Here is a 26,025-nt window from a genome sequence, read left to right as displayed (position 1 = left end):
CCCCCCCCCCCCCCCCCCCCCCCCCCCGGGCGGCCCCGCCCCCCCCCTCCCAGGGGCCGTGGGGCGGTGACACTGCGGGGGCTCCCCGCAGGACGAGCGCGCAACCGAGGTCGCACCGCATGACCATGGCCGCGCCGCGCGAGCCGAGGAGAGCCCCCGGAGGGGCACCGCCCCACCCGAAGCCCGACCCAGCCCCGCCGGCGTTTGAGGCGCGACCACCCGGCCGCACCCGGGACGGGACCCGCACCGCCCGGCCAGGGCAACGGCGCCCACCGGGCCGCACCCGGGGACAGGACCCGCACCGCCCGGCCAGGGCAACGGCTGGTTCAATGGGTGGGTGATCGAGATCGCAGGGGTCGTACTCGGCGCCGTGGGGGCCGGGTGGCTGCTGCGGCGCAAGCATCGTGCGCGGACGGCCACCGGGCCCGTGCCCGGGATCCCCTGCATGGTCCGGATTCCGGCCGGAGAGGGTCGGTGGCGGGCCGGGCGGGTGTACGCCGAGGAAGGCGCGGCCCGGTGGGTTCCGCAGCGGGGGGAGCCCGTGGCGCTGCCCGGCGGGCGGGCCACCGGGATCCGGGTGCCCTCCGTGAAGGAGGGGATCGTCATCAACCCCGGCTCGCGGATCGTCACCTGCGCCTACGACGGCAGCGGGAGCATCGAGATCGCCGTCATGCCGCTGGACGTGCGGGAACTGCTGGAGTGCGTGCCGCAGGCCGAATCCTGAGGTCCCCGTCTCAGCTGTTGAGTTCCGCGAGGACGCGCAGGGTGTGGGGGTCCGGGGCCGTCAGGAGGAGGTCGGTCACGGGGCCCTTGCGCCAGAGGTCGAGGCGTTCGGCGATCCGTTCCCTGGGGCCGATGAGGGAGATCTCTTCGGCGAACGCGTCCGGTACGGCCAGGACCGCTTCCTCCTTGCGGCCCGCGAGGAACAGCTCCTGGATGCGGCGGGCCTCCTCCTCGTAGCCCATGCGGGCCATCAGGTCGGCGTGGAAGTTGCGGGCCGCGTGGCCCATGCCGCCGATGTAGAAGCCGAGCATCGCCTTGACCGGGAGCAGTCCCTCGGCGACGTCGTCGCAGACCTTGGCGCGAGCCATCGGCGCGATCATGAAGCCCTCGGGGAGGTCGGTGAGGGAGGCCTGGTAGACGTCGGTGCGGGTGGGGGACCAGTACAGGGGGAGCCAGCCGTCCGCGATCCGGGTGGTCTGGGCGATGTTCTTCGGGCCTTCCGCGCCGAGGAGGATCGGCAGGTCCGCCCGCAGCGGGTGGGTGATCGGCTTCAGCGGTTTGCCGATGCCGGTGCCGTCCTCGCCGCGGTACGGGTGGGTGTGGAAGCGGCCGTCCAGGGCGACCGGGCCCTCGCGGCGCAGCACCTGCCGGACGACGTCCACGTACTCGCGGGTGGCGGTGAGCGGTGAGGCGGGGAAGGGGCGCCCGTACCAGCCCTCGACGACCTGCGGCCCGGACAGGCCGAGGCCGAGCGTCATCCGGCCGCCGGAGAGGTGGTCCAGGGTCAGGGCGTGCATGGCGGTGGCGGTCGGGGTGCGGGCGGCCATCTGCGCGATGGCCGTGCCGAGGTGGATCCGGGAGGTGTGCGCGGCGATCCAGGTCAGGGGGGTGAAGGCGTCCGAGCCCCAGGCTTCGGCGGTCCAGACCGAGTGGTAGCCGAGGTTCTCGGCCTCGGTGGCGAGGTCGAGGTGGTCGGGGTGGGGGCCGCGGCCCCAGTAGCCGAGTGCGAGTCCGAGGCGCATGTACGGTCCCTCCAGAATCTGACGAGGCGTCAGGTGACTGTAGGGCAACGGCCCCCCGCCCGGAAGGGCGGGGGGCCCGTCGGCCTGGGTCCGGGTGGCGGTCAGCCGCGCTGGATGCCCGAGGTGTCGTTCAGGACGCCGCGGCGGCCGTCCTGGGTCTGGGCGATCAGGGTGGCGGCGCCACGCTGCTCGACGGCCAGGTACCAGGTGCCCGGGGCGAGTTCGGCGATCGGGGTCGGCGAGCCGTCCTCCGCGTACAGGGGGCGGGCGACCGGCACCGCGAACCAGAACGGGGTGAAGTCCGCCGCCGGGGCCGGCGTCGGGGCCGGGGTGTGCTGCGCGTCCTGCGGACCGGGACCCGGGTTCGGCGTGCCGCCGTACGGCGGGACCGGCTGCGGGGTGGCGCCGTACGGGGTCGGCTGCCCGCCCGGGTAGCCGTAGCCGGCACCCGGCTGGGGCTGGCCCGGCTGGCCACCGTACGGCGGGACCGCGGCGGGCCGCGGTTCCGGGACGAGCTGGCCGGCCAGTGCCGGGATCTTCGCGCCGGCCAGGGCCACGCCGGCCAGGGCGAGCGTGGCGATGAAGGCGAGGATGGCGCCGGCGCCCAGGTCGAGCATGTCAGGGCACGCGATGAGCCCCCACAGCGCCGACCAGGCGGCGGAGACGGCGAGCACCGTGCCCCACGCCGTGAGCGGCAGGCCGAGCACCTTGCGCTCCGGCTGGAAGCGGGACGCGATCAGCAGACCGGCGGCGATGAAGCCGATCAGGAAGACGGTCGGGAGCGTCAGGTGGTTGGAATCGAGGTCCCACGCACTCGGCCGGTCGACACCGGTGGCGGAGTAGTAGTCGAGGAACGAGGCGATGAACAGCAGCGCCGCTGCTCCGATCACCACGCCGTCGCCTCGAGTGAGGGAGCGGATGTTCACGTCTCAGGTGTCCTTCTCGGTCTCGGTCGTCGTCTCGTGGTGCCACGGTCGCAGAGCGTGTCTGCAGCAGGGCGGGCGGCACCATGGTACGGAGGTTTCCGACGGCCGAGATGATCGGGTCGGCGGGCGGTCCCGCCGGACTCCCGAGAGGACCTACCCGCCGAGGAAGCCGACGATGCCGTCCGCGATGCCTTGGGCCGCCTTCTGTCGCCACTCCGGACTCGTCAGCTGCGCCGCGTCCTTGGCGTCACGCATGTTGCCGCATTCGATGAACACCTTGGGCTGAGTTGACAGGTTCAGTCCGCCCAGATCGTCGCGCACCACCAATCCGGTGCCGCTGCCGAGGTAGTTGGCGGGCGCGGAGCCGGTGGTGCGGGCGAAGTTCCCGGCGATCCGCTCACCGAGTTGCCGGGACGGTTCGACGATCTTCGCGGTGTCGGCGGCGCCGCTCTTGACCTTGGCCGGGAGGATGATGTGGAAGCCGCGGTTGCCCGCCGAGACCCCGTCGGCGTGGACGGACACGACGGCGTCGGCCTTCGCCTCGTTGCCGATGCGGGCCCGCTCGGTGATGCAGGGGCCCCACGGGCGGTCGGCCTGGTGGGTGAGGACCACCTTGGCGCCTTGGGCCTCCAGGGCGGTCCGCAGGCGCCGGGAGACGTCGAGGGTGAAGTCCGCCTCCTTGTAGCCGGCGTTGGTGGTGGTGCCGGTGGTGTCGCATTCCTTGCGGTTCGTACCGATGTCGACCTGCTGGTCGATCTCCTCGGTGTGCTCGAAGTTCCCGGCGTTGTGGCCGGGGTCGACGACCACGGTCCTGCCGGTGAGCGGGCCCTTGGCGGGTGCGGGTGCGGGCGCGGCCGCGGGGGTGCTCGTGCTCGCACTGGGGCTCGCGCTCGCGCTCTCGCCGGCGGTGGAGCCCGGCTTCGCGTCCCGCTGGCCCGGCGAGAGAGCCGAGTGCGAGGCGGGCAGCGGCGCCGAGTGGGACTGCCCGTCGGACCCCGACCCGGCGAACGCCTGGGTCAGGACCCAGCCCGCCAGAGCGGCCGGGGCGAGCGCGGCAACCCCGACGACGAGCGTGGAGCGTCGGGTGAACCAGGGCCGGTGCGGGTCGATGGACGAGCCGGACTCGGGGGGCGGGGGACTGTTGTCGTAGCGCACGCCGCGATGCTAGACCCGCCTCCCGACCCTCGTCCGGACCGTAGGCCATCCGAAGGCGTGGTGCGATTGTCTGCCCGGCGTTCATCAGGTCGGATGACCGGCTGCCCTCAGTGCGAGGCCTGGCTTTCACGCTTCCGCGCCGAGCGCGCCCACCCCCACACCACGTGCCCCACGAGCGCCAGGGCGATGAGGACGGCGAGCACACGAATCGTGCCCCAGGTCACGTCGCCGAAAGCCGCGTTACCCGCTTCCGCTTCCAGGCGTGCGGATGTCTCGACAAAGGCGATCAGCGGAACGAGGAGACGGAAGAGGAGTCCGCCGATTCCGGGGATCCGCGCCAGATTCCCGAAGAGACCCATCGGGGCGCCGAAAAGGAAAGCGGCAATTCCCCAGGCGAGCATTCCCGACGAGACGCCTTCCACTTCCATCCCGTCCGCCGACATTCCGATCGGAGCGACGGGGCTCAGCCACTTGAGCGTGTAGTAGACGACCACGCCGACGGCCAGTGTCGAAGAAGCCAGCACGGCGGACTCGATCTTCGATCGCCGGGCGTACCCGACGAGGAAGGCCAGGCACGCCCACGACCATCCCCCGGAGAAGACGAGGCCCGTGATGTGGAAGATCGGGGTGTCGAATTTGCCCGAGAGTGCGCCGAGCGCGCCGATCACCGCACCGGCGACAAGGGCTAAGAATATGGACATGGCGCGAGTGCGCGATGAATTCACGTCGGTCTTCCCTGTCTACGGGTCGCCGGTGGGCGGGTCGGTGATCTCCCCGGGTTCCGTACCGGCGATTGCGCGGGAACCAGGGCGCCGAAATAGCTGCGGTGGCAGCCTACGGTTTCGCGTACGGTCGCCGGAAGTGGAAATCGAGCTACCCGGACCGAGCACGACGAGCGACCCGGCGAACCGTGCCGGTCACCGCACTAGGTCGTCTCTTTCGGATCTTGTCGGGTGAGCCCGGGTCGTCCGGTGCGGTGCCTCGCAAGGCGGAGGGGCGCCCGTGTACTGGCCGTACTCGAGTGCCCCGACAACGCGGCGAGGTGCCGTGCCGGGCGGGCCGGGCCCGGCAAGATCCGGAAGAGACGGCCTAGACGCCCGCGCCCGTACGCCGCAGCACGCGCAGCGAGTCGGTGACGGAGATCTCCTCGAAGGCGCCGGAGGCCAGGGCCCGCAGATAGATGCGGTACGGGGCCTGGCCGCCGTCGGCCGGGTCCGGGAAGACGTCGTGGATGACGAGCGTGCCGCCCTCCGCGACGTGCGGGGCCCATCCCTCGTAGTCGCCGGTCGCGTGCTCGTCGGTGTGGCCGCCGTCGATGAAGACGAAGCCGAGCTTGCCGCCCCAGGTGGCCGCGACCTGCGGGGACCGGCCGACGATCGCGATCACGTGGTCCTCCAGCCCGGCCTTGTGCAGGGTCCGGCGGAAGGTCGGCAGGGTGTCCATCAGCCCGACCTCCGGGTCCACGACCGTCGGGTCGTGGTACTCCCAGCCCGGCTGCTGCTCCTCGCTGCCCCGGTGGTGGTCGACGGTGATCGCCGCCACGCCGGCCTCGCGGGCGGCGTCGGCGAGCAGGATGGTGGAGCGGCCGCAGTACGTGCCGACCTCCAGCAGCGGCAGCCCGAGCGCCCCGGCCGCGGTGGCCGCCTCGTACAGGGCGAGACCCTCCCGTACGGGCATGAACCCCTTGGCGGCCTCGAAGGCGGCGAGGGTCTCCGGCTTGGGCTGGGCGGCCATGGTGTTCCTCCTGCTGAGCGACGTGTGGCGGCCCATGCTGCCTTACCCGCCGGTAGGGCGCTACGGCCGGGGCACGCTCGTACGCCGCCTCCCGGTCAGCGGCCGAACAGCCGGGACAGGCCACCCGTCCCACCGGCCCCCTCGGCGCGCCGCTGCTCCCGTACGGCTCGCCCCTCGCGTTCGGTGCGCCCGAAGTCGTGGATGGTGGCGATGTTGGGGTGCGCGAGGTTCCCGGCGAGGCCGGCCTCCCGCTCGAAGCGGCGGGTGTCCTCCGGCGTCTGCGGATATCCGATCTTGACCGCGACCTGGCGGCCCACCCGGCTGTCCTCGGCCCGCCACACCTCGCCGAAGCCGCCCCGGCCGAGCAACTCGGCCAGCGCGTACCGGTCTTCGATCACTTCCCGCACCTGCCAGGCCCCCGTCACCGCAAGATCAGTTCGGCAGAGCATTATCGCCGCATACGCGCGGAGCGACTGACGACCGCTTCTGACCGACCGCGACCGATCGCATGATTCGCACCACCGGAGCGCATCCGGCTGATTACGCTCGGCTACAGGGCGAAACGAACGCCGAACGCACAGCGTGCACTTGGGGGTGACCACCTCATGGTCAAGATCCGCGAGCTCGATCCCAGCGCCTCGCCGCTGGACTACTACGGGTACGAACTGCGGCGGCTGAGGGAGCAGGCGGGCCTGAAGCAGGCGCAGTTGGGCGAGATCATCTTCTGTACGGGCTCCCTGGTCGGCCAGATCGAGACGACGAAGCGCGTCCCGACCCGGGACTTCTCGGAGCGGGTGGACGCGGCGCTGGGCACCGGCGGGGTGTTCTCGCGGCTGGTGGGTCTGGTGCTGCGGAGCGTGCTGCCGACCTGGTTCCAGCCGTACGCGGAGATGGAGGCGCGGGCCACCTACCTCTCCACCTATCAGGCGCAGTTGGTGGACGGGCTGCTGCAGACGGAGGCGTACGCGCGGGCGGTGTTGGGGGTGTGGAGTGAGGGCGACCTCGATGCGAAGGTGGCCGCCCGGATGGAGCGCCAGCGCGTACTCGACCGCGAGAATCCGCCACTGATGTGGGTGGTGATGAGCGAGGCCGTGCTGCACCAAGAGATCGGCGGCCGGGAGGTCATGCGGAATCAACTTGCCCATTTGTTGGCCCAGCAGAGGCGGCAGTGGGTGCAGGTGCAGATTCTGCCTTTCGAGGCAGGTGCTCATGCCGGGCAGCCAGGATCGTTCAGTCTCATGCGGTTCGACGGCGACCCGGACCTCGTCTACACCGAGGACTTCGTACAGGGCCATATGACGGCCAATCCACAAGCTCTCAGGGAGGGTTCGCTCCGATACGATCATTTGCAGGCAGCCGCCCTGTCCCTGGAGGACTCGGTGGCACGGATCGCCCGCGTAATGGAGGAGCGATATGGACACCAACCGGAACCTGACGGGCGCGCAGTGGCGTAAGTCCTCGTACAGCTCCGACACCGGCGGCCAGTGCGTCGAGTGCGCGCCGCTCGGTGACACCGGCTGGCTCAAGGCCTCGTACAGCGGGGACACCGGCGGTGATTGTGTCGAGATCGCCGCGCAGCCCTGCCGCGTCGCCGTCCGGGACTCCAAGAACCCCGAGGGTCCCGTATTCACCGTCCACCCCGCGGCGTTCGAGGCCTTCGTGAAGTCCGTCTCGGTATGATCCGCTCCCTGACGACGGGGAGGGAGTCGGGGGGAATGGAGCGCGTAGGACCGGCAGGTCCGACGCACGTGGGGCCGTTCAAGGTGGCCGGCGTGCTCGGGCAGGGGGGCATGGGGCGGGTACTGCTGTGCGCGGGGCCTGACGGGCGGCTCGTCGCCGTCAAGCAGGTGCTCGCGCACTTCGCCGACGACGAGGGCTTCCGGGCCCGTTTCCGGCGCGAGGTCGCGGCCTCGCGCAAGGTCTCCGGTGCCTATACGGCTGCCGTGATGGACGCCGACCCGGACGCGCCGACCCCGTGGCTGGCCTCGGTGTTCGTGTCCGGGCCCTCGCTCGGGGCCATGGTCAAGACGGACGGCGTGCTGGAGGAAGCCGTCGTCCACCGGCTGGCGGCGGGACTCGCGTCGGCGCTCGCGGAGATCCACCGGGCGGGGCTGATCCACCGGGACCTCAAGCCCGACAACGTGCTCCTCACCGAGGACGGCGTGCGCGTCATCGACCTCGGTATCGCACGGGTCACCGAGGCCGAGGCCGAGGCGGAGGGGGACACCGGGCTGACGCGTACCGGGTGGGTGATCGGTTCGCCGTCGTTCATGTCGCCCGAGCAGGCCGAGAGCAAGTCGCTGACCCCGGCGAGCGACGTGTTCTCGCTCGGCTCGTTGCTGGTCATGGCGTTCACCGGCAGCAGCCCCTTCGCCGGGACGTCGACCCTCCGGACGCTCTACGACGTGGTGCACTCCACCCCCGACCTCAGTGCGGTACCGGTCGGGCTGCGCGGGATCGTGGAGCGCTGCCTGGCCAAGGATCCGGCCGCCCGGCCCACGCCGGCGCAGCTGCTCGAACTCCTCGGGCCGGTCGCTCCGGCAGGCCTGCAGTGGCCGCCCGCCGTGGACCGGATGCTGGCCGCGCAACGGGCCGACATCGACCGGCTGTTGTCCGCAGACACGGAGACCGTGGTTGCGCCGCCGGAACCGCTCCCCGAGCCGGAGCCGGAGCGCGAGCCCGAGTCCGATGAGGTGGTGGAGCGGGCGGCCGGGGCCACGGAGTCCACCCCGCCGTCCGTCGTCCTTCCCCGGCCGACGAGCCCGCCGACCGAGCCGGCGTCGATCCCGCCCCGGAGGCGGTCGCGGACGGTGGCGCTGGTGGCCGCCGGAATGCTGGTGGCGACGGGCGTCGGCGTGGGTGCGTACACCCTGGACCGGGTGGCGGAAGGCGCCGATCCCGCGGCCTACGCCGACGTGCCGGCCTGCCAGAAGGCCACCCAGTACATCTCGCTGACCGGGCGGGATGCCAAGGAGGACTTCCACAGCGCGAACAAGACCGAGGTGCACACGATGTGCACCTGGTACGACTCCTTGGCCGGTCGGCGGACCGCGCTGGTCCGGTGGGACGTCAAGCGGGGAAGTGACGACGGGGCCAACGCGAGGCTCCAGCAGGCCGGTTTCGCCACGGACGCGGCCAGGGGGAAGCGGGTGAACAACCTCGGGTTCGGCGACGGGGCGTACTGGGAGTCCGACGGCACCACCGAGTGGACCTGTGCGCTCTCCGTCCGGCACGGCAATCTGGTCGTCCGGGTCGGTCTCTACCATCCCGGGGCGTGCGAGCAGAAGGCCAAGGAGGTCGCCAAGGCGGCGCTCAAGGCGGTGCCGGTCACATCCGGCTGAACCCCTCCTACTGCTTCTCCTGCTGCCGTCGCACCATCTCGCCGATCCAGGCGGGCGCGAACGGAGACGTGCAGTTCGGGGGAGTCGGATAGTCCTTGAGGACTTCCAGGCGCTCGCCGATGTCGATGGCGCGGGCGCGGTACTCGGGGTGCTCGATCCCGATCTGGGCCAGGCAGTGGTTCATCGCCCACTGCAGCCGCTCCGGGGCGTCCTTCATCTCCGCCTCGATGGCATCGAGCAGCCCCGGGAGGTCGAGGCCGGCCGGCTTCTTCGCGACCCGTTCGGTGGTCAGCGCCCAGCCGGCACTCGCGACCACCGGATCGGGGTCCGCGAACCAGGCGAGACGCAGTTCTTCGACGTGCGGGCTCTTCTTCACGACGTAGTTCACGAGCCAGTCGTGCACCTTGGGGGTGCGGGCCTCGCGCAGCATGGTGTCCAGCTCGTCGCGCTCGAAGGCCTTCGGGCGGCAGATCAGCAGCGCCAGGAGCCTGGCCGCGGTGTCTTCGGTCTTCCAGAGTTCGCGTGCGAGGTCCTGCTGCGTCTTGAGGCGCTTGGCGACCGCGCGCAGCTTGGTGAGGTTCACACCGTGATCGTCACCGTGCCTCTCGTTGACCTCGCGCATCCGCGGGTCCTCCAGCGCCGCCAGCTCGGCCATGACCTGCTCGACCGTCGTCCCGGTCATCTCGGCCTCCCGCCCGTCGTGGATGAGTTCCGGCCAGCCTATGGCGCCCGGACCGGTCATGCCGGTGCGCGGGGCCGCTTCCGGTCGGGTCGGTGACCCGCCTCAGCGGAATTCGTGGGTCACCTGGATCTCGCCGACGATGTGGGCGTTGAAGTCGTCCAGCTCCTCGGCCGGAACCCAGAGCTCGAGGATGGTCCGCCCGCCCGCCTGCTGGACGGGGTAGCGGCTCAAGAACTCCGAGTCGACCTCGAAGCGGGTGACGAAGCCGACGCCGCTGTGCTTCACGTTCCAGTCCCGCGCGATCCTGATCGCGTAGTCCTCGTTGAGGACCGGGTAGAAGATCGGCTGCTCGGGCAGTCGGGGCGGCCACGCACGCCAGTTCAGCTCCCGCACCAGGGCCAGCTCCTCGGGGCCGGTGGGGCGCCACAGGGTCGTCGTGGTCCGGGGGCTGGTCATGTGCGTCGCTCTCTGAACGGGTCCGCCGGTACGGCGGGTCGGGGGACCGGACGATACCGGCACCGCGAACCGGGCGGCCACGCGATTTCCGCGCCGGCGGTCACGAGCTCCTACTGCCCGGCCGCGGCCTTCGCGGCGGCCATGGTCTTCTGTTTGGCGGCCAGCGGCTCTGCCAAGGTGCTCTTGTTGGTTTCGATGGCGAACTGCTGGTATTCGCTTTCGGCGTCGGACCATATGCCGATCAGGTTCACCTTCTGCTTGCACAGGACGTCGGCGAGCGCCACTTCCTTCTCGTGGGGTCCGGGGGTCGCGGCGCTGAATTCCTTGTCGTTGATCGCGGCGAGCGGATCAGGGTAGGTGTGACCGGATTCCTTCATGCATGCCGACCATGCCTCGGTCGCCTTCACCACCGCGGGGGCCTTCTGGGACTTCAGGTAGCTTTCCATGTTGAGCTTTTGGGGAAGGGCCAGGGCTCCCTGCAGATCGGCCTCGTGAAGTTCCCGCTGCGCCTGCCCCGCGCACCCGCCTTCCGGTACCGGGAGGCCGTTGTACGTGGTTGCTTCGCCCGTGACGAGCGGCATGATCGCCGATGGGTAGTCTTCGGCCGGTTTCACCATGTCTGGCACGTGGTATCCGTGCTGCTTCGCGAGTTCCGCATCGGCCAGGCCGTAGCGCCGCTCGTTCGTTTCGATATCGGCGCTTCCCCGCGCTTCGGGGGTGTACGGGGCGCCCAATCCGCCCAGGCACCGCTGCATGAGGGAATCGCGGCCGCGGGCGAGCCCGCCCGCGTCGATCGTCGTCAGCAGGTAATCGTCCAGCGGCAGCTTGAGGGCCTTGCTGTCGGCGAGCCGGTGCGCCGCGGTCGGGCCCGGGGTTTCGCCCGGGTCGGCGGGGTCGGCCGTGCACGCCGACAGGAGCGGGAGCAGGAGCACCGCCATACCGGCACACGCTCGGGAGGAAAGGGTGGTCACGTTCACTGGATTCCTCTACGGGTGGCAAGGAAAGGGTGTTCCGCGGCCGCGACGGCGGTTGCGGAACACCCTTTCCCGGTCCAGGTGCCGATGCTCAGCAGATCAGGTCCCGGACGGAAGCGTTGTTGTTGTACGTGTTCACGAGGTTCCGGGACGAGTGAGCCGGAACGGTGTCGTACGGGCCGGCGTAGTTCGAGTTGTAGTAGACCCGGTAGCAGTAGTTCGAGGCGTTCTGGGTCGACGCGGCATTGTTCTTCACCGGCTCACCCTCACCAGTGGCCCACGTGGTGAATTCTTCCCCGGCGAGATTGGGTACATCCCCGTCCGTGAACCATCGGGCTCCGGCCTGGTTGGAGTTGTAGTAGAGGCAGAAAAAGCCGGTCTGGCAGGCGTACGCGCTGGCCGGGGTGGCCATTCCGATCGTGACGCCGGCTGCGGCGGCCAAGAGTGCCAGGGTCCTCTTCATGCGCATGATTCATCCCCCTACGTCGTGGTGTTCTCGCCGACGCCGAATCGGGCGCGACGAAGGGGAGTTGGTTCCCGAATGCGGCACGCTCGGACCCGGGCCGGCCGTGTCGGTGCCGACTATAGTGAACGGTCGATTGGTACTCAACAGCCTGTATATAAGCCCGAGTTGAGGTGTATTGGGTTCGGTGGACCCTCCTACCGGTGGTGCACTCAGATGTGCAACTCGGGCGGAAAACCGGTCCATCGCAGCTCATTCGGCAGGTGCCGCATGTCGTTGGAGAACAGGACGGAGGCGGGCCGGTCGGGCGCGTACCGGATGACCGTCAGGGCGGCGTTGGAATGATTCAGGCCGAGCCAGCGCCATTTCGGCGCGAACATGGCGTCCCGAACGAGCCAGGCGACCAGGAAGTTGTGCGTGACGACCAGCTCGTGCCGATCCTCGTCGCCGTCCACCGGCCCGGTGAACAGGTCCATCGCCCGGCGGGCCAGCGCGGGCCCGTGCTCCCGCTCCTCGGCGGAGGCGCCTTCGAGGAAGCGCAGGAAGAGGTCGGCCGATTCGGGCGGGAGCTCCTCGCGGCCCGGCAGGTACGGGACGTAGTCGCCGGCCGCCTCCGAGCGGTGCAGGGGGACGTCCGCCAGCTGGTCGCCGATCAGGCGTGCCGTCTGCTCCGCCCGGGGCAGTGGGCCGTGGTGAACGGCCGCGAGGGGGACGTCCTGGAGGCGTCGGCCGAGCAGGACGGCCTGCCGGCGGCCGTTCTCGGTGAGCCCGCTCTCGTCCGGCAGCGCCTCGCCGTGGCGGACGAGATAGAGGTATCGGGTGGCCGTGCCGGTCATTCTGACTCCTTCGAACCGGTGATCGATCTTGTGCATCGGTGGACGTCGCCCCTCCCGGTGCCGGTTCCCGCCTCCGACTCACCCCCCATCTGACCTTCCGTCAGATTGGAACGTGTTCTAGTCTGCCGCGCATGGGCATCGGAATCACGCAGGAGCAGCGGGAGTTGGCCGAGGCGGTGCGCGGCTGGGTTGCGCGGGCCGTGCCTCCCGAGGAGGTCCGCAAGCTGCTCGACACCCCGCCGCAGGCCGGGGCGCGGCCCGCCTACTGGGACGCGCTGACCGCACAGGGGCTGCTCGACCCGCACCTGGACGGCGGCACCCTGCTCGACCTGGCCGTCGTCGTCGAGGAGGCCGCCCGGGCCGCGCTGCCCGGGGCGTACCTGCCGAGCGCGCTGGCCTCCGTACTGCTGGAGCGGGCCGGCGCCGAGCCGCTCGAAGGCCGGGTCGGGGCGGTCGCGCTCGGGCCCGGGACCCTGACCGCCGTCGCCGTCGAGGGCGGCGGGTACCTGCTCGACGGCCTCGCCCCGCCCGTCCTCGGCGCCGGCGAGGCCGATCTGGTGCTGCTGGCCGCCGAGGCCGCGCACGGCACCCGCTGGTTCGCCGTGGACGCCGCCGCGCTGGACATCCGTACGCACGAGAGCGCCGACCCCACCCGCCCCACCGCCGAGGTGCGGGCGCGCGGTGTCGCCGCCGCCCCGGACCGGCTGCTGGCCCTGGACGCGGCCCTGGTCCGGGACCTGGCCTGCACGCTCTTCGCCGCGGACGCCTGCGGCACGGCCGCCTGGGCCCTGCACGCGGCCGCCGCGTACGCGAAGGTCCGCGAGCAGTTCGGCCGGCCCATCGGGCGGTTCCAGGGCGTCAAGCACCTGTGCGCCGACATGCTCGTCCGACTGGAACAGGCCCGGGCGCTGGCCTGGGACGCCGCGCAGGCCATGGACGAGCCCGCCGACGTGCGCTCGCTGGTGGCCGCGCTCGCCGCCGGGACCGCCCTGGACGCCGCCTACACCTGCGCCAAGGACTGCATCCAGATCCTCGGCGGGATCGGCTTCACCTGGGAGCACGACGCCCACATCTACCTGCGGCGCGCCCTCGTCGCCCGCCAACTGCTGGGCCCCGGCGACGGGCACCGGGTCCGGGCCGTGCGCTGCGCGGCGGGCGGTGCGCGGCGCGAGCTGCGCCTGGAACTCCCGGCGGAGGCCGAGACGTACCGGGCGAAGGCCCGGACCGCCATCGAGGACGCGCGCGGACTCGATCCGGCCGCCGCGCGCCGGATCCTGGCCCCCACCGGCTACGCGGCCCCCTACCTGCCGCCCCCGTACGGGCTCGGCGCGGGCCCCGTCGAGCAGCTCGTCGTCCAGCAGGAGCTGGCCGCGGCCGGGGTCAAGGTCGCCGACCTCGGGATCGCCACCTGGGTGGTGCCCTCGCTGCTCGCCTACGGGACGCAGGCGCAGCGGGAGGCCTACCTCCGGCCGACCCTGCGCGGCGACGTCACCTGGTGCCAGCTCTTCTCCGAGCCGGGCGCGGGCTCCGACCTGGCCTCGCTGCGGACCCGGGCGGAGCGGCGGGAGGACGGCTCCTGGAGGGTCAACGGCCAGAAGGTGTGGACGAGTTCCGCGCACAGCGCCGACTTCGGGATCCTGTTGGCCCGGACCGACCCGGCCGCGCCCAAGCACAAGGGGCTCGGCTACTTCGTCGTCGACATGAAGAACACCCCCGGCATCGACATCCGGCCGCTGAAGGAGATCACCGGCGAGGCCCTCTTCAACGAGGTGTACTTCGACGACGTGGACCTCCCGGCGGACGCGCTGGTCGGCGCGGCCGACGGCGGCTGGAAGGTGGCCCGCAACACCCTCGGCAACGAACGCGTCCACATGGCCGACCAGATGACCTTCGACACCGGCCTGGAGGTGCTCCTCGCGCGCGCCGCCGACCTCGACGGCACCTACCGGGCGCGGATCGGCGCGCTCGCCGCCGAGGCGCACGCGCTGGCCTGCATCGGGCTGCGCACCACGCTCCAGCAGGTGTCGGGGCTGGAGCCGGGCGCGGGTGCCTCCGTACGCAAGCTCGTCCAGACCCCGCACCAGCAGCGGACCGCCGAGCTCGCGCTCGAACTGCTGGGACCGGCGGGCGCGGTGCGGGAGGGGGCGGGGGAGCGGGCGGTGCACGGGATGCTCATGTCCCGCTGCCTGACCATCGCCGGGGGCACCACACAGGTCCAGCTCAACGTCGTCGCCGAGCGGATCCTCGGCCTACCCAGGGACTAGGAGTTGTCGGGCATGAAGTCGTACATCGTGGGCGTCGGCATGACGAAGTTCGAGAAGCCGGAGTCGCGGGACTGGCAGTACTGGGACATGGTGCGGGAGGCCGGATCGGCGGCGCTCGCGGACGCGGGCATCGACTACGGGCTGGTCGAACAGGTACCGGTGGGCTACTGCTTCCAGGCCTCCACCGCCGGCCAGCGGGCGGCGTACGAGCTGGGGCTCTCCGGGGTGCCGGTCTACAACGTCAACAACAACTGCGCGACGGGCTCGACGGCCCTGATGATGGCGCGGCAGTTCGTGCAGGGCGGGATCAGCGACTGCGTGCTGGCGCTGGGCTTCGAGAAGATGAAGCGCGGCGCGCTGGGCGGGGGCGCCGACGGCGGTGCCCGCGGCGGAGCCGCTGATGAATCCTTCACGACCTCACCGGTGGCCCGACACTACGGGATCATGGCCGCGGGCCACGGCTTCGAGATGTCCCCGCCCACGGCGCAGATCTTCGGCAACGCGGCGCGCGAGCACATGGAGCGGTACGGGACCACGCCCGCGCAGCTCGCGGCGGTCGGCGTGAAGAACCACCGGCACTCGGCGAACAATCCGAACGCGCAGTTCCAGGACGTGTACTCGGTCGAGGAGATCCTGGCGGCGAAGGAGATCCACGCGCCGCTGACGAAGCTCCAGTGCTCGCCGACCTCGGACGGCGCGGCGGCGGCGCTGGTGGTGTCCGAGCGGTTCGTGGTGCGGCACGGGCTGCACGACAAGGCCGTGGAGATCGTCGGCCAGGCGATGACGACGGACACCGAGGCCTCCTTCGCCTCGGGCTCCTGCATCGACGTGGTCGGCAAGCCGATGACGGCGGCCGCGGCCCGGCAGGCGTACGAGGCCTCGGGGCTCGGCATCGAGGACGTGGACGTGGTGGAGCTGCACGACTGCTTCTCGATCAACGAGCTGCTGACGTACGAGGCGCTGGGCATGTGCGGGGACGGCTCGGCCGGGAAGCTGGTGGAGTCGGGCGCGACCACCTACGGCGGGCGGTGGGTGGTGAACCCCTCCGGCGGGCTGATCTCCAAGGGGCATCCGCTGGGGGCGACCGGGCTGGCGCAGGCGGCGGAGCTGGTCTGGCAGCTGCGGGGCGAGGCCGGGCCGCGGCAGGTCGCGGGGGCGCGGGTGGGGCTGGCGCACAACATCGGGCTGGGCGGCGCGGCGGTGGTGACCCTCCTGCGGCGGGGATAGGAACGCGCTTTTCGGCCACGGGGGCGGGGCATTAGGCTCCGCCCCCGTGAGCGAGATACGCGAGGCATCCTTCAGCGCCACCGGCAGCCCGACCAGGGACGAGTACGACGAGGCCGCCAAGGTCGCGGGGCTGTTCCGGCGGGGCCGGGTGGTGGGCGCCCTCGGTACGGTCCTGCTCGCTTCGGCGGGCGTGACGCTGTCCTCCGACGGTCTCACCCTGCACCCCGTCCCCCTCGGGATCGCGGTGGCGTACGGCCTCTTCGCGTTGCTGGTGCTGCCGAGGTGGGCGGTGGCCCGGGGCTTCCGTAGCGGCAGGGCCGCCGAGGAGAAGCGGGTCGTGGTGGACGACGCGGGCATCGAGGTGTTCCGGGGCGAGGAGTCGCAGCGGATCGTGTGGGACGAGATGCGCTACTACCACGAGACGCCCCGGCTGCACGTGTTCGTGGGTCACACGCGCCGCCGGACGTGTCTCGTGGTGCTGCCCAAGCGGCTGTTCACCGCCCCGGGCGAGAACGACCTGCTCGCCGCCTTCGGGCACGCGCAGGCCGGCGACGGCGCGTAGCGGCCCTTGCCGAGGAGACGGCCCAGGACGCGGGTCAGAGCTTCTCGATGTCCTTGTGCTTCACCTCGGCCGAGTCGGAGTGGTAGGCGGCCAGGCGCACCTTGAGCGGGTGGCCGACCGGCGCCTTGATGATCCTGTCGGGGTACTCGCCCAGGCCGGTGCCGCCGCAGGAGGGTTCGCTGGTCAGGCTGCTCCAGCCGGTGGGGTTGTGCGGGTCGTTCCAGTCCAGCCAGGCGCAGTCACGATCGCCGCCGGTGACGTGCACCGAGATGATCCTGACCGCGTTCGCCGCGCCGTCGACGCGCTCGTAGGCCACCGACCCGGTGCTGTGGTGGAGGCCGTCGCCGGCCTCCAGGGGGACCACCAGGAGCGGCCCGGCCGGGGCGTCGGCGGTGGCCGGGACGGCTCCCGCGGCGAGGGTCGCGACCACGAGCGCGGCGGCGGTGGACAGGGCGGATACGCGCATGATTCCGTCTCCCCGGAACTAGGTTGAGGGAGCCTCATCCTGCTCCGGTACACGCACGCGCGCTGCGGCGGATTCCGTCAAAATCGGTGGCCGGGACGGAACGCTCGCGCCCCTGCCCGCAGGCCCGGATCAGCGGGGTGCCACCTTCAGTTCGCAGCGGTCGTCCGTGCACTCCCGTTGCAGGCGGCCCCGGGACAGCGTCTGGGCCAGCCCGATCGCCCAGCACATCGGGCAGCCGCGCAGCGCCAGCAGACCGACCGGGGCGAGGGCCAGGGTGATCGGGCCGTAGAGCGGGAGGAGGGCGACGGAGCCGGCCAGGGCGCCGATGCCGATGGCGCCGCGGACCAGGTGTCGGGGCAGGGTGGAGCTCGCGAAGTCGGGGCCGTCAGTGATCGGCATCGTCGCCTCCAGGAGTCGGGTAAAGGGTGTGCCGGAGGGCCGCGCGGGCCCGATGCAACCGTGATTTCATCGCGGCGGGGCTGAGCCCGAGCGCGTCCGCGGCCATGCGGCCGCTGTAGCCCTGGATGTCCCGCATGATCAGCACCCGCCGCTGCTCGGCGGGGAGGGCGGCGATCGCCCGCGCCACCCGGGCGGCCTCCAGGCGTTCCAACACCTCGTCCTCGGCCGACATCACCGCTTCGCCGGTGTCCGGCAGCGGAGCGGAGCGCTCGCGGGGCACCAGCCGGGCCCGGCGCAGGCACTCGTTGCGGACGATGCGGAACATCCACGAGGCCAGGGCGCCGGACGCGCGCAGCATGCCGATCCGCCGGTAGAGGATGATCAGCGCCTCCTGGGCCGCGTCCTCGGCGTCCTCGGGGGAGGCGCACAGCGAGTACGCGAACTTCCGCACGTTCGGGTGCGATCCGGAGACCAGCGCGGTGACCGCGTCGAGGTCCCCGCGCTGCGCGGCGACGATCAGTGGCTCGGCGGGCCAGGTCGACTCAGCCACGGGAGCGGCTCCGTCGGCGCGCCACGAGGACGGTGCAGGTGCAGAGCAGGAGCAGGACGACGGCGCCCACGGCGACAAGAGTGGTCACGACAACCTCCAGGTCAGGTGCCGAACTCGGCGTCGGCACATGCATAAGAGGCGTGGGCACCGCGAAAGGATTCACCGGAATCCGATCGAGTTCATTCCAGGGCCGGGTCCACCACCGTCTCGCCCGTCGAGGCGCGCCGGACGCAGTCTGCCAGGTCCCCGATCGGGCCGTCCCGCAGCACCAGTCCCACCGCGCCGGCGGCGAGGGCGGCCTCCGCGAGGCCGGGGTGCGCCGAGCCCGTCAGGACCAGCACCCGGCACTCCGGATCGTCGGCCAGCAGGGCGGTGACGGCCGCGAGCTCCTCCACCAGGGCCACCGCGGGCCGGGCCATGGGGTCCCGGACCACCTCGATGTCCGGCTGGAGGCCGAGCTGGAGCGCCAGGGCCGGATTCGGCGGCTCCAGCAGGACGCGCAGGGCGCGGACCTCACGGTGGTCAGCAGGCATTTCTTCCACGCGGGCAGAGTATTGCCCCGCCCCCCGGTGGGCGTGCAACACGCTCCGCACGCAGCGGATCTGACGTGAAGTCAAGAGTCTTCCCAAGTGTGGGGGTGTGCGTTATACATTCCCTCACCGGCCGGGCCTAGAACGCGTTCTAGAACCGGCCCCCGCATGCGACCTCGGTGCGGCCGACGGTGCGGACGGCCGCACCGAGGTCTTCCACGGCTCTTCCACAGCTCTGCCCCGGCTCTTCCACGGCCCCGGTTCTCCAACGACAGGGAGCAGCATCCCCATGCCGATCGATGCCGCCAAGGCCCTCGCCGCCGACCCCCGCCTGGGGGACATCGGCTGGGACCACAAGGACATCCAGCTCTACCACCTCGGCCTCGGCGCGGGCCGGCCGGCCACCGACCCGGACGAGCTGCGCTACACCCTCGAATCCAAGCTCCACGTCCTCCCCAGCTTCGCGACCGTCGCCGGCGCCGGGATGGCCATGATGGGCGGCCTCGCCGCCCCCGGGATCGAGATCGACCTCGCGAACGTGCTGCACGGCGGCCAGTCCATCGAGCTGCACCGGCCCATCCCGGTCAAGGGCAGGGCCACCTCGACCGCCAGGGTCGCGGCCCTCTACGACAAGGGCAAGGCCGCCGTCGTCGTCCTGCGCACCGAGGTCGCCGACGCCGACGGCCCCCTGTGGACGAGCGACGCGCAGATCTTCGTCCGGGGCGAGGGCGGGTTCGGTGGCGAGCGCGGTCCCTCCGTGCGGGAGGAACTGCCCGAGCGCGCCCCGGACCGCGTCGAGGAGCGGCACATCCGTGAGGACCAGGCGCTTCTCTACCGCCTCTCCGGCGACTGGAACCCGTTGCACGCCGACCCCGAGTTCGCCAAGACGGCCGGCTTCGACCAGCCGATCCTGCACGGCCTGTGCTCGTACGGGATGACCCTCAAGGCCGTCGTCGACACGGCCCTGGGCGGGGACGTCTCCCGGGTCCGCGCCTACCGCACGCGCTTCGCCGGGATCGTCTTCCCGGGCGAGACGCTGCGCATCCGGATGTGGCAGGAGCCCGGCCGGGTCCTGGTGTCGGTGACCGCCGTCGAACGGGACGACGCGCCGGTCCTCGCCGACACCGTCGTCGAGCACGCGTAGCCACGAGCACGCGTAGCCACGAGTACGCGTAGCCACGAGCACGCGTAGCCACGAGTACGCGTAGCCACGAGTACGCGTAGCCACGAGTACGCGTAGCCACGAGTACGAGAACCAGACCGTACGAGTACGAGACCCAAGGAGCCGCACCGTGCGCGCAGCACTGCAGAGCGAGATCGGCCAGGACAAGCTCGAAGTCGTCGACGACATGGAGGCCGTGGGCCTCGGCCCGGGCAAGGTGAAGATCCGGATCAAGGCCACCGGCCTGTGCCACTCGGACCTCTCCGCGATGAGCGGCGTCCTGCCGCAGCCCGCCCCCTTCATCCCGGGCCACGAGGGCTCCGGGGTGATCTCCGACGTCGGTGACGGGGTCACCACCCTCAAGCAGGGCGACCGGGTCCTCGTCTGCTGGCTGCCGCCGTGCGGCCACTGTCCGTCCTGCAAGCGCGGCCAGGGCCACCTGTGCCTGGCGAGCCTGGTCAACGCGGGCACCCCCAACTTCCGCCGCGCGGGCGGTGACATCTTCGGCTTCGCCGCGACCGGCACCTTCGCCGAGGAACTCGTGGTCGATGCCGCGTGCGCCGTCCCGATCCCCGACGACGTGCCCTTCGACATCGCCGCGCTGATCGGCTGCGGTGTCACCACCGGCCTCGGCGCGGCCATCAACACCGCCAAGGTGGAGGCCGGATCCTCGGTCGCCGTCATCGGTTGCGGCGGCGTCGGCATATCCGTCATCCAGGGCGCCAAGGTCCAGGGCGCGGCCCAGATCATCGCCGTCGACCCGGTGGAGTCGCGGCGCGAGGCGGCCCTGCGGTTCGGGGCCACCGAGGCCGTGGGCCCGGAGGCCTTCGACGACGCCAAGAACCGGATCACCGGCGGCGAGGGCTTCGACTACGTCTTCGAGGTCGTCGGCAAGTCCGCCACCGCGCAGACCGCCTACAAGATGACCCGCCGTGGCGGCAGCGTGGTGATCGTCGGCGCCGGCGCGATGGACGACAACTACCAGATCGACATGTTCTCGCTCTTCTTCGACGAGAAGAAGATCCTGCCGTCGATGTACGGCGGCGGGGACGTGCTCCGCTCCTACGAGCGCACCATCGCCCTGTGGCGGGCCGGCCGGGTGGACCTGGCGAGCCTGATCACGCACCGGGTGCAGCTCGCCGAGATCAACGACGCGCTCGACCAGATGCGTACGGGCGTGGCCCTGCGCACCTGCATCGAACTCTGACCTGCTCCGAGACCTGCGAGAGGAACGCTACGGATGTCACTCCCACTTGAGGGGCTCTCCGCCATCGTGACGGGCGCGGGCCGCGGGCTCGGCCGGGCCGAGGCGATCGAGCTGGCGCGGCTCGGCGCGAGCGTGGTCGTCAACGACTTCGGCCGGCCGGGCCGGGACGGTTCCGGGGAGGCCTCGGCCGCCCCGGCGGAGGAGGTCGCCGCGGAGATCCGCGCCGCGGGTGGTCGGGCGGTGGTGCACCTGGGCGACGTGGCCGACTTCGAGCAGGCGCGGGAGCTGATCGAGTTGGCGGTGGCCGACTTCGGGAAGCTGGACATCCTGGTCAACAACGCGGGCATCCTGCGCGACCGGATGGTCTTCTCGATGTCGGAGGAGGAGTGGGACTCGGTGATCCGGGTCCACCTCAAGGGCCACTTCAACACCACCCACTTCGCCTCCGTGCACTGGCGCGAGCGGTCGAAGGCAGCCGGCGGCCCGGTCTACGGCCGGATCGTCAACACCTCTTCCGAGGCCTTCCTCGGCGGCTCGGCCGGTCAGCCGAACTACGCGGCGGCCAAGGGCGGCATCGTGGGCCTGACCACCTCCACCGCCCTGGCGCTCGCCAAGTACGGGGTGACGGCCAACGCCATCTGCCCGCGGGCCCGTACCCGGATGACCGAGGACGTCTTCGCCGGCTTCGCGGTCCCGGAGGAGGGCAAGCTGGACGCCCTCGCCCCCGAGCACGTCTCACCGCTCGTCGGCTACCTGGCCTCGCCCGCCTCCGCCAAGGCCAACGGCCAACTGTTCGTCGTGCACGGCGGCATCGTGGCCGTCATGGAGCGCCCGAGGGTGGCCGCCAAGTTCGACACGGCCAAGGAGTCCTTCTCCTACGAGGAGCTCGACGAGCTCCTGACCCCGCACTACGCGTCCCGCCCGGCGAACGAGACCTTCGCCGCGACGGAGGTCCTGGGCCTCAAGCACGCCTGAGTCCGCAGGCGGCGCCCCCCGGCCTAGCGCCCGGCCAGCGGTGCCTGCTGGAGCGGGACCGGGCGGGGGGCGGTCGGCGTGGGCGGCTCCAGGACCACCGGCGGGGGAGGCGGGACCGGCAGGTTCAGGCCGACCATCCCGCAGGGCACCTCGGGGGTCGCGTACGGGAGGTGCAGACGGCCCTGCGCGCTCCACAGGCCGCTCCCGCCGAGCCAGCCCGTCGGGGCGGCGAGCCGGAAGACCTGCCGGTCGGCGGGCCGCCACAGCCCGATGTCGCCCTCGGGCAGCCGCAACGCCACCCCGCAGGTCTCCGGCATCAGGGACTGGCCGGGCTGGACCGCGAACGGCCGGGCGTCACCCAGTCGGGCCAGGCACTCCGGGAAGCGGACGGGCAGGGAGCTGCCGAGCACGCCCCAGCCGAGGCGTGCGGTGCCCGGGGCGTCGGAGCGGATCAGCAGCAGCCCGCTGTCCGGGTCGGCCAGCAGCAGCCGGTCGTCGCTGTCCTCGGTGATCTGCAGCAGCGGGGACACCGCGGCGCTCCCCAGGTCCACGGCGACGGCCTTGGTGATGCCCTCCAGCTCGCGGTCCAGGGCCAGCAGCCGGCCCGCCCGGTCCAGCCAGACGCCGCCCGAGCACCGTCCCGGGATCCGGGCGACGGGCCGCGGCCCCGACGGGTCCCCGGTCACCTGCCAGACCGTGGTCACGGTGTCCTCCGCGGCCAGGGCGAAGGCACCGGATCCGGCCGGGCACGGCGGGAGCAGGCGCACCCGTACGCCCTCGCGCGCGGCCACCCCGCCCAGCTGGAGCTCGCCGGTGCTCGGCCCGGTCTCGGCTCCCGTCGGGTACAGCAGTGCGAAGGCGTGCCGCTCCGCCACCCGCCGGTGGATCAGCACCCGCCCGTCGGCCAGCGGCAGCACCTCGCTGTCCGCCTCCTCGGGCTGCGCGAGCGGCAGCGGTACCGCGTACGCCTCCGGCCCGGCGAGGGTCCAGCGCTCCGCGTAGAGGGCGTCGCCCTCCCCGGCCAGCCGGGCGGCGTACGACCCGTCCGCGGCGATGGTGAACGCGGTCGTGGTCGTCATTTCGATGGCACAGACAGTCATCCGTGGTCACCTCCGGGGGGGAAGCTAGTTTTCGGGCATCACGGCGAACAACACCACCAACACCGCTTCACACATACGGGTGTCCGGGCGGCGATTCGCGCGTGGCGGACGAGGCGTTTGTGCTGTTCGGCATCGGGGCGGGGGCCCGCGGCCGGTTTCGGGGCCGGGACCGGGGCAGGACGGTGGACGGAAATATTCCGGTATGTCCGGCCCGCGGGGTGGGGGCCTCGTCCGGCAGGGCTGTCCTGACCGGGACGGTCGCCCCGGACGGTAGCCTTGGCCCGTGCCCCGTCTCTCTGAAGTCATCGCCGCGCTGGACGCTCTCTGGCCCCCCTCGCGGGCCGAGCAGTGGGATGCCGTAGGAACCGTCTGCGGCGACCCGGACGCCGAGGTCACCCGGGTCCTGTTCGCCGTGGACCCCGTTCAGGAGATCGCCGACGAGGCGGTGAAGCTGGGCGCCGATCTGATCATCACCCACCACCCTCTCTACCTGCGGGGCACCACCACCGTCGAGGCCGGCACCTTCAAGGGCCGCGTCGTGCACACGCTGATCAAGAACGACATCGCGCTGCACGTCGCGCACACCAACGCCGACACCGCCGACCCGGGAGTCTCCGACGCCCTCGCCGGCGCCCTCGACCTGCGGATCACCGGCCCGCTGGTGCCCGACCCGACCGATCCGGAAGGCCGCCGCGGCCTCGGCCGGATCTGCGAACTGGACCACCCCGAGACCCTGCGCGAGTTCGCGGCCCGCGCCGCGGCCTGGCTGCCGCCGACCGCACAGGGCATCCGCGTGGCCGGCGACCCGGACATGCCGGTCCGCCGCATCGCCGTCAGCGGCGGCTCCGGCGACAGCCTCTTCGAGCAGGTCCGCGCCGCCGGTGTGGACGTCTTCCTGACCGCCGACCTGCGTCACCACCCGGCGTCCGAGGCCCGCGAGACGAGCCGCCCGCTCGCCCTCGTCGACGCCGCGCACTGGGCCACCGAGTGGCCCTGGTGCGAGCAGGCGGCCGCGCAGCTCGACGCCGTCTCCGAGCGCCATGGCTGGGGTCTGCGGACCCACGTCTCGCACACGGTCACCGACCCTTGGACGGCCCACGCGCCGTCCGTCACACCCCCTTCTATCTCTGGAGCCCCCAACTGAACGCCGAGCCCGCCGACCAGATCCGACTTCTCGACGTCCAGGCGCTGGACGTCCGGCTGTCTCAGCTCGCCCACAAGCGCAAGTCGCTGCCCGAGCACGCCGAGCTCGACTCGCTCACCAAGGACCTGGCGCAGCAGCGCGACCTGCTCGTCGCCGCCCAGACCCAGGCGAGCGACACCGCGCGCGAGCAGACCAAGGCGGAGCAGGACGTGGACCAGGTGCGCCAGCGCGCCGTCCGCGACCAGCAGCGGCTCGACTCGGGCGTGGGCATCTCGGCCCGGGACCTGGCGAACCTGCAGAGCGAGGTCGTCTCCCTCGCCAAGCGTCAGGGTGACCTGGAGGACGTGGTCCTGGAGGTCATGGAGCGTCTGGAGGGTGCGCAGGAGCGCGTCACCGAGCTGACCGAGCGCGTCACGGCCCTGGAGGCCAAGGCCGCCGACGCCACCGCGCGCCGCGACGCGGCGACCTCCGAGATCGACACCGAGGTCGCGAAGGTCACCAAGGACCGCGAGGTCATCGTCGCGTCCATGCCGGCCGACCTGATGGCGCTGTACGAGAAGATCCGCGTCAAGCAGGGCGGGGTCGGTGCCGCGCGCCTCTACCAGCGCCGCTGCGAGGGCTGCCGGCTGGAGCTCGACATGGCCGAGGTCAACGAGATCAAGGCCGCGGCCCGCGACCGGATCGTCCGTCACGAGAACTGCGGCCGCATCCTGGTCCGTACGGCCGACTCGGGCATCTGATGCCGCGCTTTGTCGTGGAGGCGGACGGCGGGTCCCGGGGCAACCCGGGGCCGGCCGGCTACGGCGCGGTGGTGCTCGACCCGGCGACGGGCGAGACGCTGGCCGAGCGTGCGGAGTACATCGGTGTCGCGACGAACAACGTGGCCGAGTACAAGGGTCTGATCGCCGGGCTCGCGGCGGCCCGTGAGCTCGCCTCCGACGCGCAGGTCCTGGTCCGGATGGACTCGAAGCTGGTCGTCGAGCAGATGTCGGGCCGCTGGAAGATCAAGCACCCGGACATGAAGCCGCTCGCCGCCGAGGCCGCGCGGATCCTGCCGCGCGCCCAGGTGACGTACGAGTGGATCCCGCGCGAGCAGAACAAGCACGCGGACCGGCTCGCGAACGAGGCGATGGACGCGGGCAAGCGCGGCAAGCAGTGGGAGCCGTCGGCGTCCACGGCCGCCCTCGACCACGGTGCGGCGCGCGCCCTGGCCACCCCGCCGGCTCCGGTGGGTCCGCCGGGGGACGCGGCCAAGGGGGCCGCGGCCGTGCGCGCGGCCCTGGTCACCGCCGCCGCGGGCACGGCGGCCCAGGAGCTCGCGGACACGCTGTTCGCCGACGCCGAGGCCCTGACGGAGGCGATCGAGCCCTGCCTCGACGCCGACGCGCCGGCGGTCGCCACCGGCAGCCACGGCTGGGGCCCGGACATGGGGGCGCCGGCCACCTTCGTGCTGCTGCGGCACGGCGAGACGGCCCTCACGCCGCAGAAGCGCTTCTCCGGCAGCGGCGGCAGCGACCCCGAACTGTCCCCGGCGGGCCTGCGACAGGCCACCGCGGTCGCCGAGGCGCTGGCCGCCCGCGGCACCATCCAAACGGTCATCAGCTCCCCGCTGCGCCGCTGCCGGGAGACCGCGCAGGCGGTCGCGGACCGTCTCGGCCTCACGGTGACGGTCGAAGAGGGCCTGCGCGAGGTGGACTTCGGGGCGTGGGAGGGCCTGACCTTCGCCGAGGTGCAGCAGCGCTTCCCGGACGACCTCCAGGCGTGGCTGGACTCCCCGAAGGCGGCCCCGACGGGCGGCGGCGAGAGCTTCCTCTCCGCCACCCGCCGGATCTCGGCGACCCGCGACCGCCTGCTGTCCGCGTACGCGGGCCGCACGGTCCTGCTGGTCACCCACGTGACCCCGGTCAAGATCCTGGTCCGCCTCGCCCTGGGCGCCCCGCCGGAAGCCCTGTTCCGCATGGAACTCTCGGCGGCCTCCCTGTCGGCGGTGGCCTACTACGCGGACGGCAACGCCTCGGTCCGCCTCCTGAACGACACGTCCCACCTGCGGTAGACCCGCTACGGGAAGGCCCTCGCCGACGGCGACCCGCCGGCGGGGGCGGATCGTCACCGCGCCCGTGTCCGCGT

At 72.1% G+C, this 26,025-nt stretch carries 29 protein-coding genes; 13 read left to right on the top strand and 16 right to left on the bottom strand.

The window, feature by feature from the left end:
- Nucleotides 1–337: 337 nt before the first annotated feature.
- A complete protein-coding gene (locus AB8A24_RS15865; RefSeq protein ID WP_369476166.1) occupies nucleotides 338–724 on the top strand; it encodes a hypothetical protein in 387 nt (128 codons plus the stop codon).
- A 10-nt stretch (nucleotides 725–734) separates the two neighbouring features.
- On the opposite strand, the gene AB8A24_RS15860 is transcribed toward AB8A24_RS15865, so the two are convergent.
- From AB8A24_RS15860 to AB8A24_RS15835, 6 genes are all read right to left on the bottom strand, one after another.
- Nucleotides 735–1,745 carry an LLM class F420-dependent oxidoreductase gene (locus tag AB8A24_RS15860; protein WP_369476164.1) on the bottom strand — a complete coding sequence of 337 codons (1,011 nt, stop codon included), beginning with the start codon at nucleotides 1,743–1,745 and terminating at the stop codon, nucleotides 735–737.
- Between the two features lie 101 nt (nucleotides 1,746–1,846).
- The gene (locus AB8A24_RS15855) at nucleotides 1,847–2,671 is read right to left on the bottom strand and encodes a hypothetical protein (protein WP_328963517.1); all 825 of its coding nucleotides are present in this window, start codon (nucleotides 2,669–2,671) and stop codon (nucleotides 1,847–1,849) included.
- Between the two features lie 153 nt (nucleotides 2,672–2,824).
- A complete protein-coding gene (locus AB8A24_RS15850) occupies nucleotides 2,825–3,826 on the bottom strand; it encodes an N-acetylmuramoyl-L-alanine amidase (RefSeq protein WP_369476162.1) in 1,002 nt (333 codons plus the stop codon).
- A gap of 107 nt (nucleotides 3,827–3,933) precedes the next feature.
- Nucleotides 3,934–4,527, bottom strand: a complete 594-nt coding sequence (locus tag AB8A24_RS15845; RefSeq protein WP_369476160.1) for a hypothetical protein — start codon at nucleotides 4,525–4,527, stop codon at nucleotides 3,934–3,936.
- Nucleotides 4,528–4,915: 388 nt separating this feature from the next.
- On the bottom strand, nucleotides 4,916–5,560 hold the full coding sequence (locus tag AB8A24_RS15840; protein WP_161290481.1) for a class I SAM-dependent methyltransferase: 645 nt from the start codon (nucleotides 5,558–5,560) through the stop codon (nucleotides 4,916–4,918).
- 95 nt (nucleotides 5,561–5,655) lie between these two features.
- A complete protein-coding gene (locus tag AB8A24_RS15835) occupies nucleotides 5,656–5,958 on the bottom strand; it encodes a protein kinase (protein WP_328963520.1) in 303 nt (100 codons plus the stop codon).
- A gap of 207 nt (nucleotides 5,959–6,165) precedes the next feature.
- On the opposite strand from AB8A24_RS15835, the gene AB8A24_RS15830 reads away from it, so the two are divergent.
- The 3 genes from AB8A24_RS15830 to AB8A24_RS15820 all read left to right on the top strand — a co-directional run bounded on the left by AB8A24_RS15830 (nucleotide 6,166) and on the right by AB8A24_RS15820 (nucleotide 8,901).
- On the top strand, nucleotides 6,166–7,014 hold the full coding sequence (locus AB8A24_RS15830) for a helix-turn-helix transcriptional regulator (RefSeq protein ID WP_328963521.1): 849 nt from the start codon (nucleotides 6,166–6,168) through the stop codon (nucleotides 7,012–7,014).
- Complete coding sequence (locus AB8A24_RS15825; protein WP_328963522.1) at nucleotides 6,974–7,240, top strand: DUF397 domain-containing protein; 267 nt, start codon at nucleotides 6,974–6,976, stop codon at nucleotides 7,238–7,240. Before AB8A24_RS15830 ends, AB8A24_RS15825 begins: the two co-directional genes overlap by 41 nt.
- Before the next feature lie 92 nt (nucleotides 7,241–7,332).
- Entirely contained in the window at nucleotides 7,333–8,901 is a 1,569-nt protein-coding gene (locus tag AB8A24_RS15820; RefSeq protein ID WP_328963523.1) for a serine/threonine-protein kinase, read from the top strand.
- A 7-nt stretch (nucleotides 8,902–8,908) separates the two neighbouring features.
- Here AB8A24_RS15820 and AB8A24_RS15815 read toward each other — a convergent pair whose 3' ends face one another.
- From AB8A24_RS15815 to AB8A24_RS15795, 5 genes are all read right to left on the bottom strand, one after another.
- A complete protein-coding gene (locus AB8A24_RS15815; RefSeq protein ID WP_328963524.1) occupies nucleotides 8,909–9,583 on the bottom strand; it encodes a DNA alkylation repair protein in 675 nt (224 codons plus the stop codon).
- A 102-nt stretch (nucleotides 9,584–9,685) separates the two neighbouring features.
- Nucleotides 9,686–10,039, bottom strand: coding sequence for a hypothetical protein (locus tag AB8A24_RS15810; protein WP_030730637.1), 354 nt, complete (start codon nucleotides 10,037–10,039; stop codon nucleotides 9,686–9,688).
- Between the two features lie 110 nt (nucleotides 10,040–10,149).
- Nucleotides 10,150–10,977: a hypothetical protein gene (locus AB8A24_RS15805; protein ID WP_369476156.1), complete on the bottom strand. Its 828-nt coding sequence runs from the start codon at nucleotides 10,975–10,977 to the stop codon at nucleotides 10,150–10,152.
- A gap of 127 nt (nucleotides 10,978–11,104) precedes the next feature.
- Nucleotides 11,105–11,482 carry a peptidase inhibitor family I36 protein gene (locus AB8A24_RS15800; protein ID WP_266391017.1) on the bottom strand — a complete coding sequence of 126 codons (378 nt, stop codon included), beginning with the start codon at nucleotides 11,480–11,482 and terminating at the stop codon, nucleotides 11,105–11,107.
- Between the two features lie 206 nt (nucleotides 11,483–11,688).
- On the bottom strand, nucleotides 11,689–12,312 hold the full coding sequence (locus AB8A24_RS15795; RefSeq protein WP_328963526.1) for a histidine phosphatase family protein: 624 nt from the start codon (nucleotides 12,310–12,312) through the stop codon (nucleotides 11,689–11,691).
- 131 nt (nucleotides 12,313–12,443) lie between these two features.
- Here AB8A24_RS15795 and AB8A24_RS15790 point away from each other — a divergent pair, with 131 nt between their 5' ends.
- The 3 genes from AB8A24_RS15790 to AB8A24_RS15780 are packed head-to-tail and all read left to right on the top strand — an operon-like array spanning nucleotide 12,444 to nucleotide 16,365.
- Entirely contained in the window at nucleotides 12,444–14,576 is a 2,133-nt protein-coding gene (locus tag AB8A24_RS15790; RefSeq protein WP_369476154.1) for an acyl-CoA dehydrogenase, read from the top strand.
- Nucleotides 14,577–14,588: 12 nt separating this feature from the next.
- Nucleotides 14,589–15,803 carry a lipid-transfer protein gene (locus tag AB8A24_RS15785; RefSeq protein WP_369476152.1) on the top strand — a complete coding sequence of 405 codons (1,215 nt, stop codon included), beginning with the start codon at nucleotides 14,589–14,591 and terminating at the stop codon, nucleotides 15,801–15,803.
- Nucleotides 15,804–15,849: 46 nt separating this feature from the next.
- The gene (locus tag AB8A24_RS15780; RefSeq protein ID WP_328963529.1) at nucleotides 15,850–16,365 is read left to right on the top strand and encodes a YcxB family protein; all 516 of its coding nucleotides are present in this window, start codon (nucleotides 15,850–15,852) and stop codon (nucleotides 16,363–16,365) included.
- 34 nt (nucleotides 16,366–16,399) lie between these two features.
- On the opposite strand, the gene AB8A24_RS15775 is transcribed toward AB8A24_RS15780, so the two are convergent.
- The 4 genes from AB8A24_RS15775 to AB8A24_RS15760 form a co-directional block, all read right to left on the bottom strand.
- Complete coding sequence (locus tag AB8A24_RS15775) at nucleotides 16,400–16,831, bottom strand: hypothetical protein (protein ID WP_328963530.1); 432 nt, start codon at nucleotides 16,829–16,831, stop codon at nucleotides 16,400–16,402.
- Nucleotides 16,832–16,960: 129 nt separating this feature from the next.
- On the bottom strand, nucleotides 16,961–17,230 hold the full coding sequence (locus AB8A24_RS15770) for a hypothetical protein (protein WP_328963531.1): 270 nt from the start codon (nucleotides 17,228–17,230) through the stop codon (nucleotides 16,961–16,963).
- Entirely contained in the window at nucleotides 17,217–17,780 is a 564-nt protein-coding gene (locus AB8A24_RS15765; RefSeq protein WP_328963532.1) for an RNA polymerase sigma factor, read from the bottom strand. The genes AB8A24_RS15770 and AB8A24_RS15765 overlap by 14 nt, the downstream gene beginning before the upstream one ends.
- Nucleotides 17,781–17,959: 179 nt before the next feature.
- A complete protein-coding gene (locus AB8A24_RS15760; protein ID WP_369476174.1) occupies nucleotides 17,960–18,313 on the bottom strand; it encodes a DNA-binding response regulator in 354 nt (117 codons plus the stop codon).
- 286 nt (nucleotides 18,314–18,599) lie between these two features.
- Between AB8A24_RS15760 and AB8A24_RS15755 the strand changes: the two genes are divergently transcribed.
- The 3 genes from AB8A24_RS15755 (at nucleotide 18,600) to AB8A24_RS15745 (ending at nucleotide 21,654) form a co-directional block, all read left to right on the top strand.
- The gene (locus AB8A24_RS15755; protein ID WP_369476149.1) at nucleotides 18,600–19,454 is read left to right on the top strand and encodes a MaoC/PaaZ C-terminal domain-containing protein; all 855 of its coding nucleotides are present in this window, start codon (nucleotides 18,600–18,602) and stop codon (nucleotides 19,452–19,454) included.
- Between the two features lie 148 nt (nucleotides 19,455–19,602).
- On the top strand, nucleotides 19,603–20,679 hold the full coding sequence (locus AB8A24_RS15750) for a Zn-dependent alcohol dehydrogenase (protein ID WP_030730669.1): 1,077 nt from the start codon (nucleotides 19,603–19,605) through the stop codon (nucleotides 20,677–20,679).
- Nucleotides 20,680–20,712: 33 nt separating this feature from the next.
- Nucleotides 20,713–21,654 carry a 3-oxoacyl-ACP reductase gene (locus tag AB8A24_RS15745; protein WP_369476148.1) on the top strand — a complete coding sequence of 314 codons (942 nt, stop codon included), beginning with the start codon at nucleotides 20,713–20,715 and terminating at the stop codon, nucleotides 21,652–21,654.
- A gap of 23 nt (nucleotides 21,655–21,677) precedes the next feature.
- On the opposite strand, the gene AB8A24_RS15740 is transcribed toward AB8A24_RS15745, so the two are convergent.
- Nucleotides 21,678–22,733, bottom strand: coding sequence for a hypothetical protein (locus AB8A24_RS15740; RefSeq protein ID WP_369476147.1), 1,056 nt, complete (start codon nucleotides 22,731–22,733; stop codon nucleotides 21,678–21,680).
- A 304-nt stretch (nucleotides 22,734–23,037) separates the two neighbouring features.
- On the opposite strand from AB8A24_RS15740, the gene AB8A24_RS15735 reads away from it, so the two are divergent.
- From AB8A24_RS15735 to AB8A24_RS15725, 3 genes are read left to right on the top strand one after another with little or no spacing between them, the layout of a single operon-like run.
- The gene (locus AB8A24_RS15735) at nucleotides 23,038–23,898 is read left to right on the top strand and encodes a Nif3-like dinuclear metal center hexameric protein (RefSeq protein ID WP_266390996.1); all 861 of its coding nucleotides are present in this window, start codon (nucleotides 23,038–23,040) and stop codon (nucleotides 23,896–23,898) included.
- Entirely contained in the window at nucleotides 23,895–24,638 is a 744-nt protein-coding gene (locus tag AB8A24_RS15730; RefSeq protein ID WP_328965996.1) for a C4-type zinc ribbon domain-containing protein, read from the top strand. The genes AB8A24_RS15735 and AB8A24_RS15730 overlap by 4 nt, the downstream gene beginning before the upstream one ends.
- Nucleotides 24,638–25,951: a bifunctional RNase H/acid phosphatase gene (locus tag AB8A24_RS15725; protein WP_369476145.1), complete on the top strand. Its 1,314-nt coding sequence runs from the start codon at nucleotides 24,638–24,640 to the stop codon at nucleotides 25,949–25,951. The genes AB8A24_RS15730 and AB8A24_RS15725 overlap by 1 nt, the downstream gene beginning before the upstream one ends.
- Nucleotides 25,952–26,025 lie beyond the last annotated feature (74 nt).

It is taken from the genome of Streptomyces sp. BF23-19, from assembly GCF_041106355.1.
Taxonomy (GTDB): domain Bacteria; phylum Actinomycetota; class Actinomycetes; order Streptomycetales; family Streptomycetaceae; genus Streptomyces; species Streptomyces virginiae_A.
The sequence above is the reverse complement of the archived record's forward strand: the minus strand, read 5'-3'. Positions and strand labels throughout refer to the sequence as shown.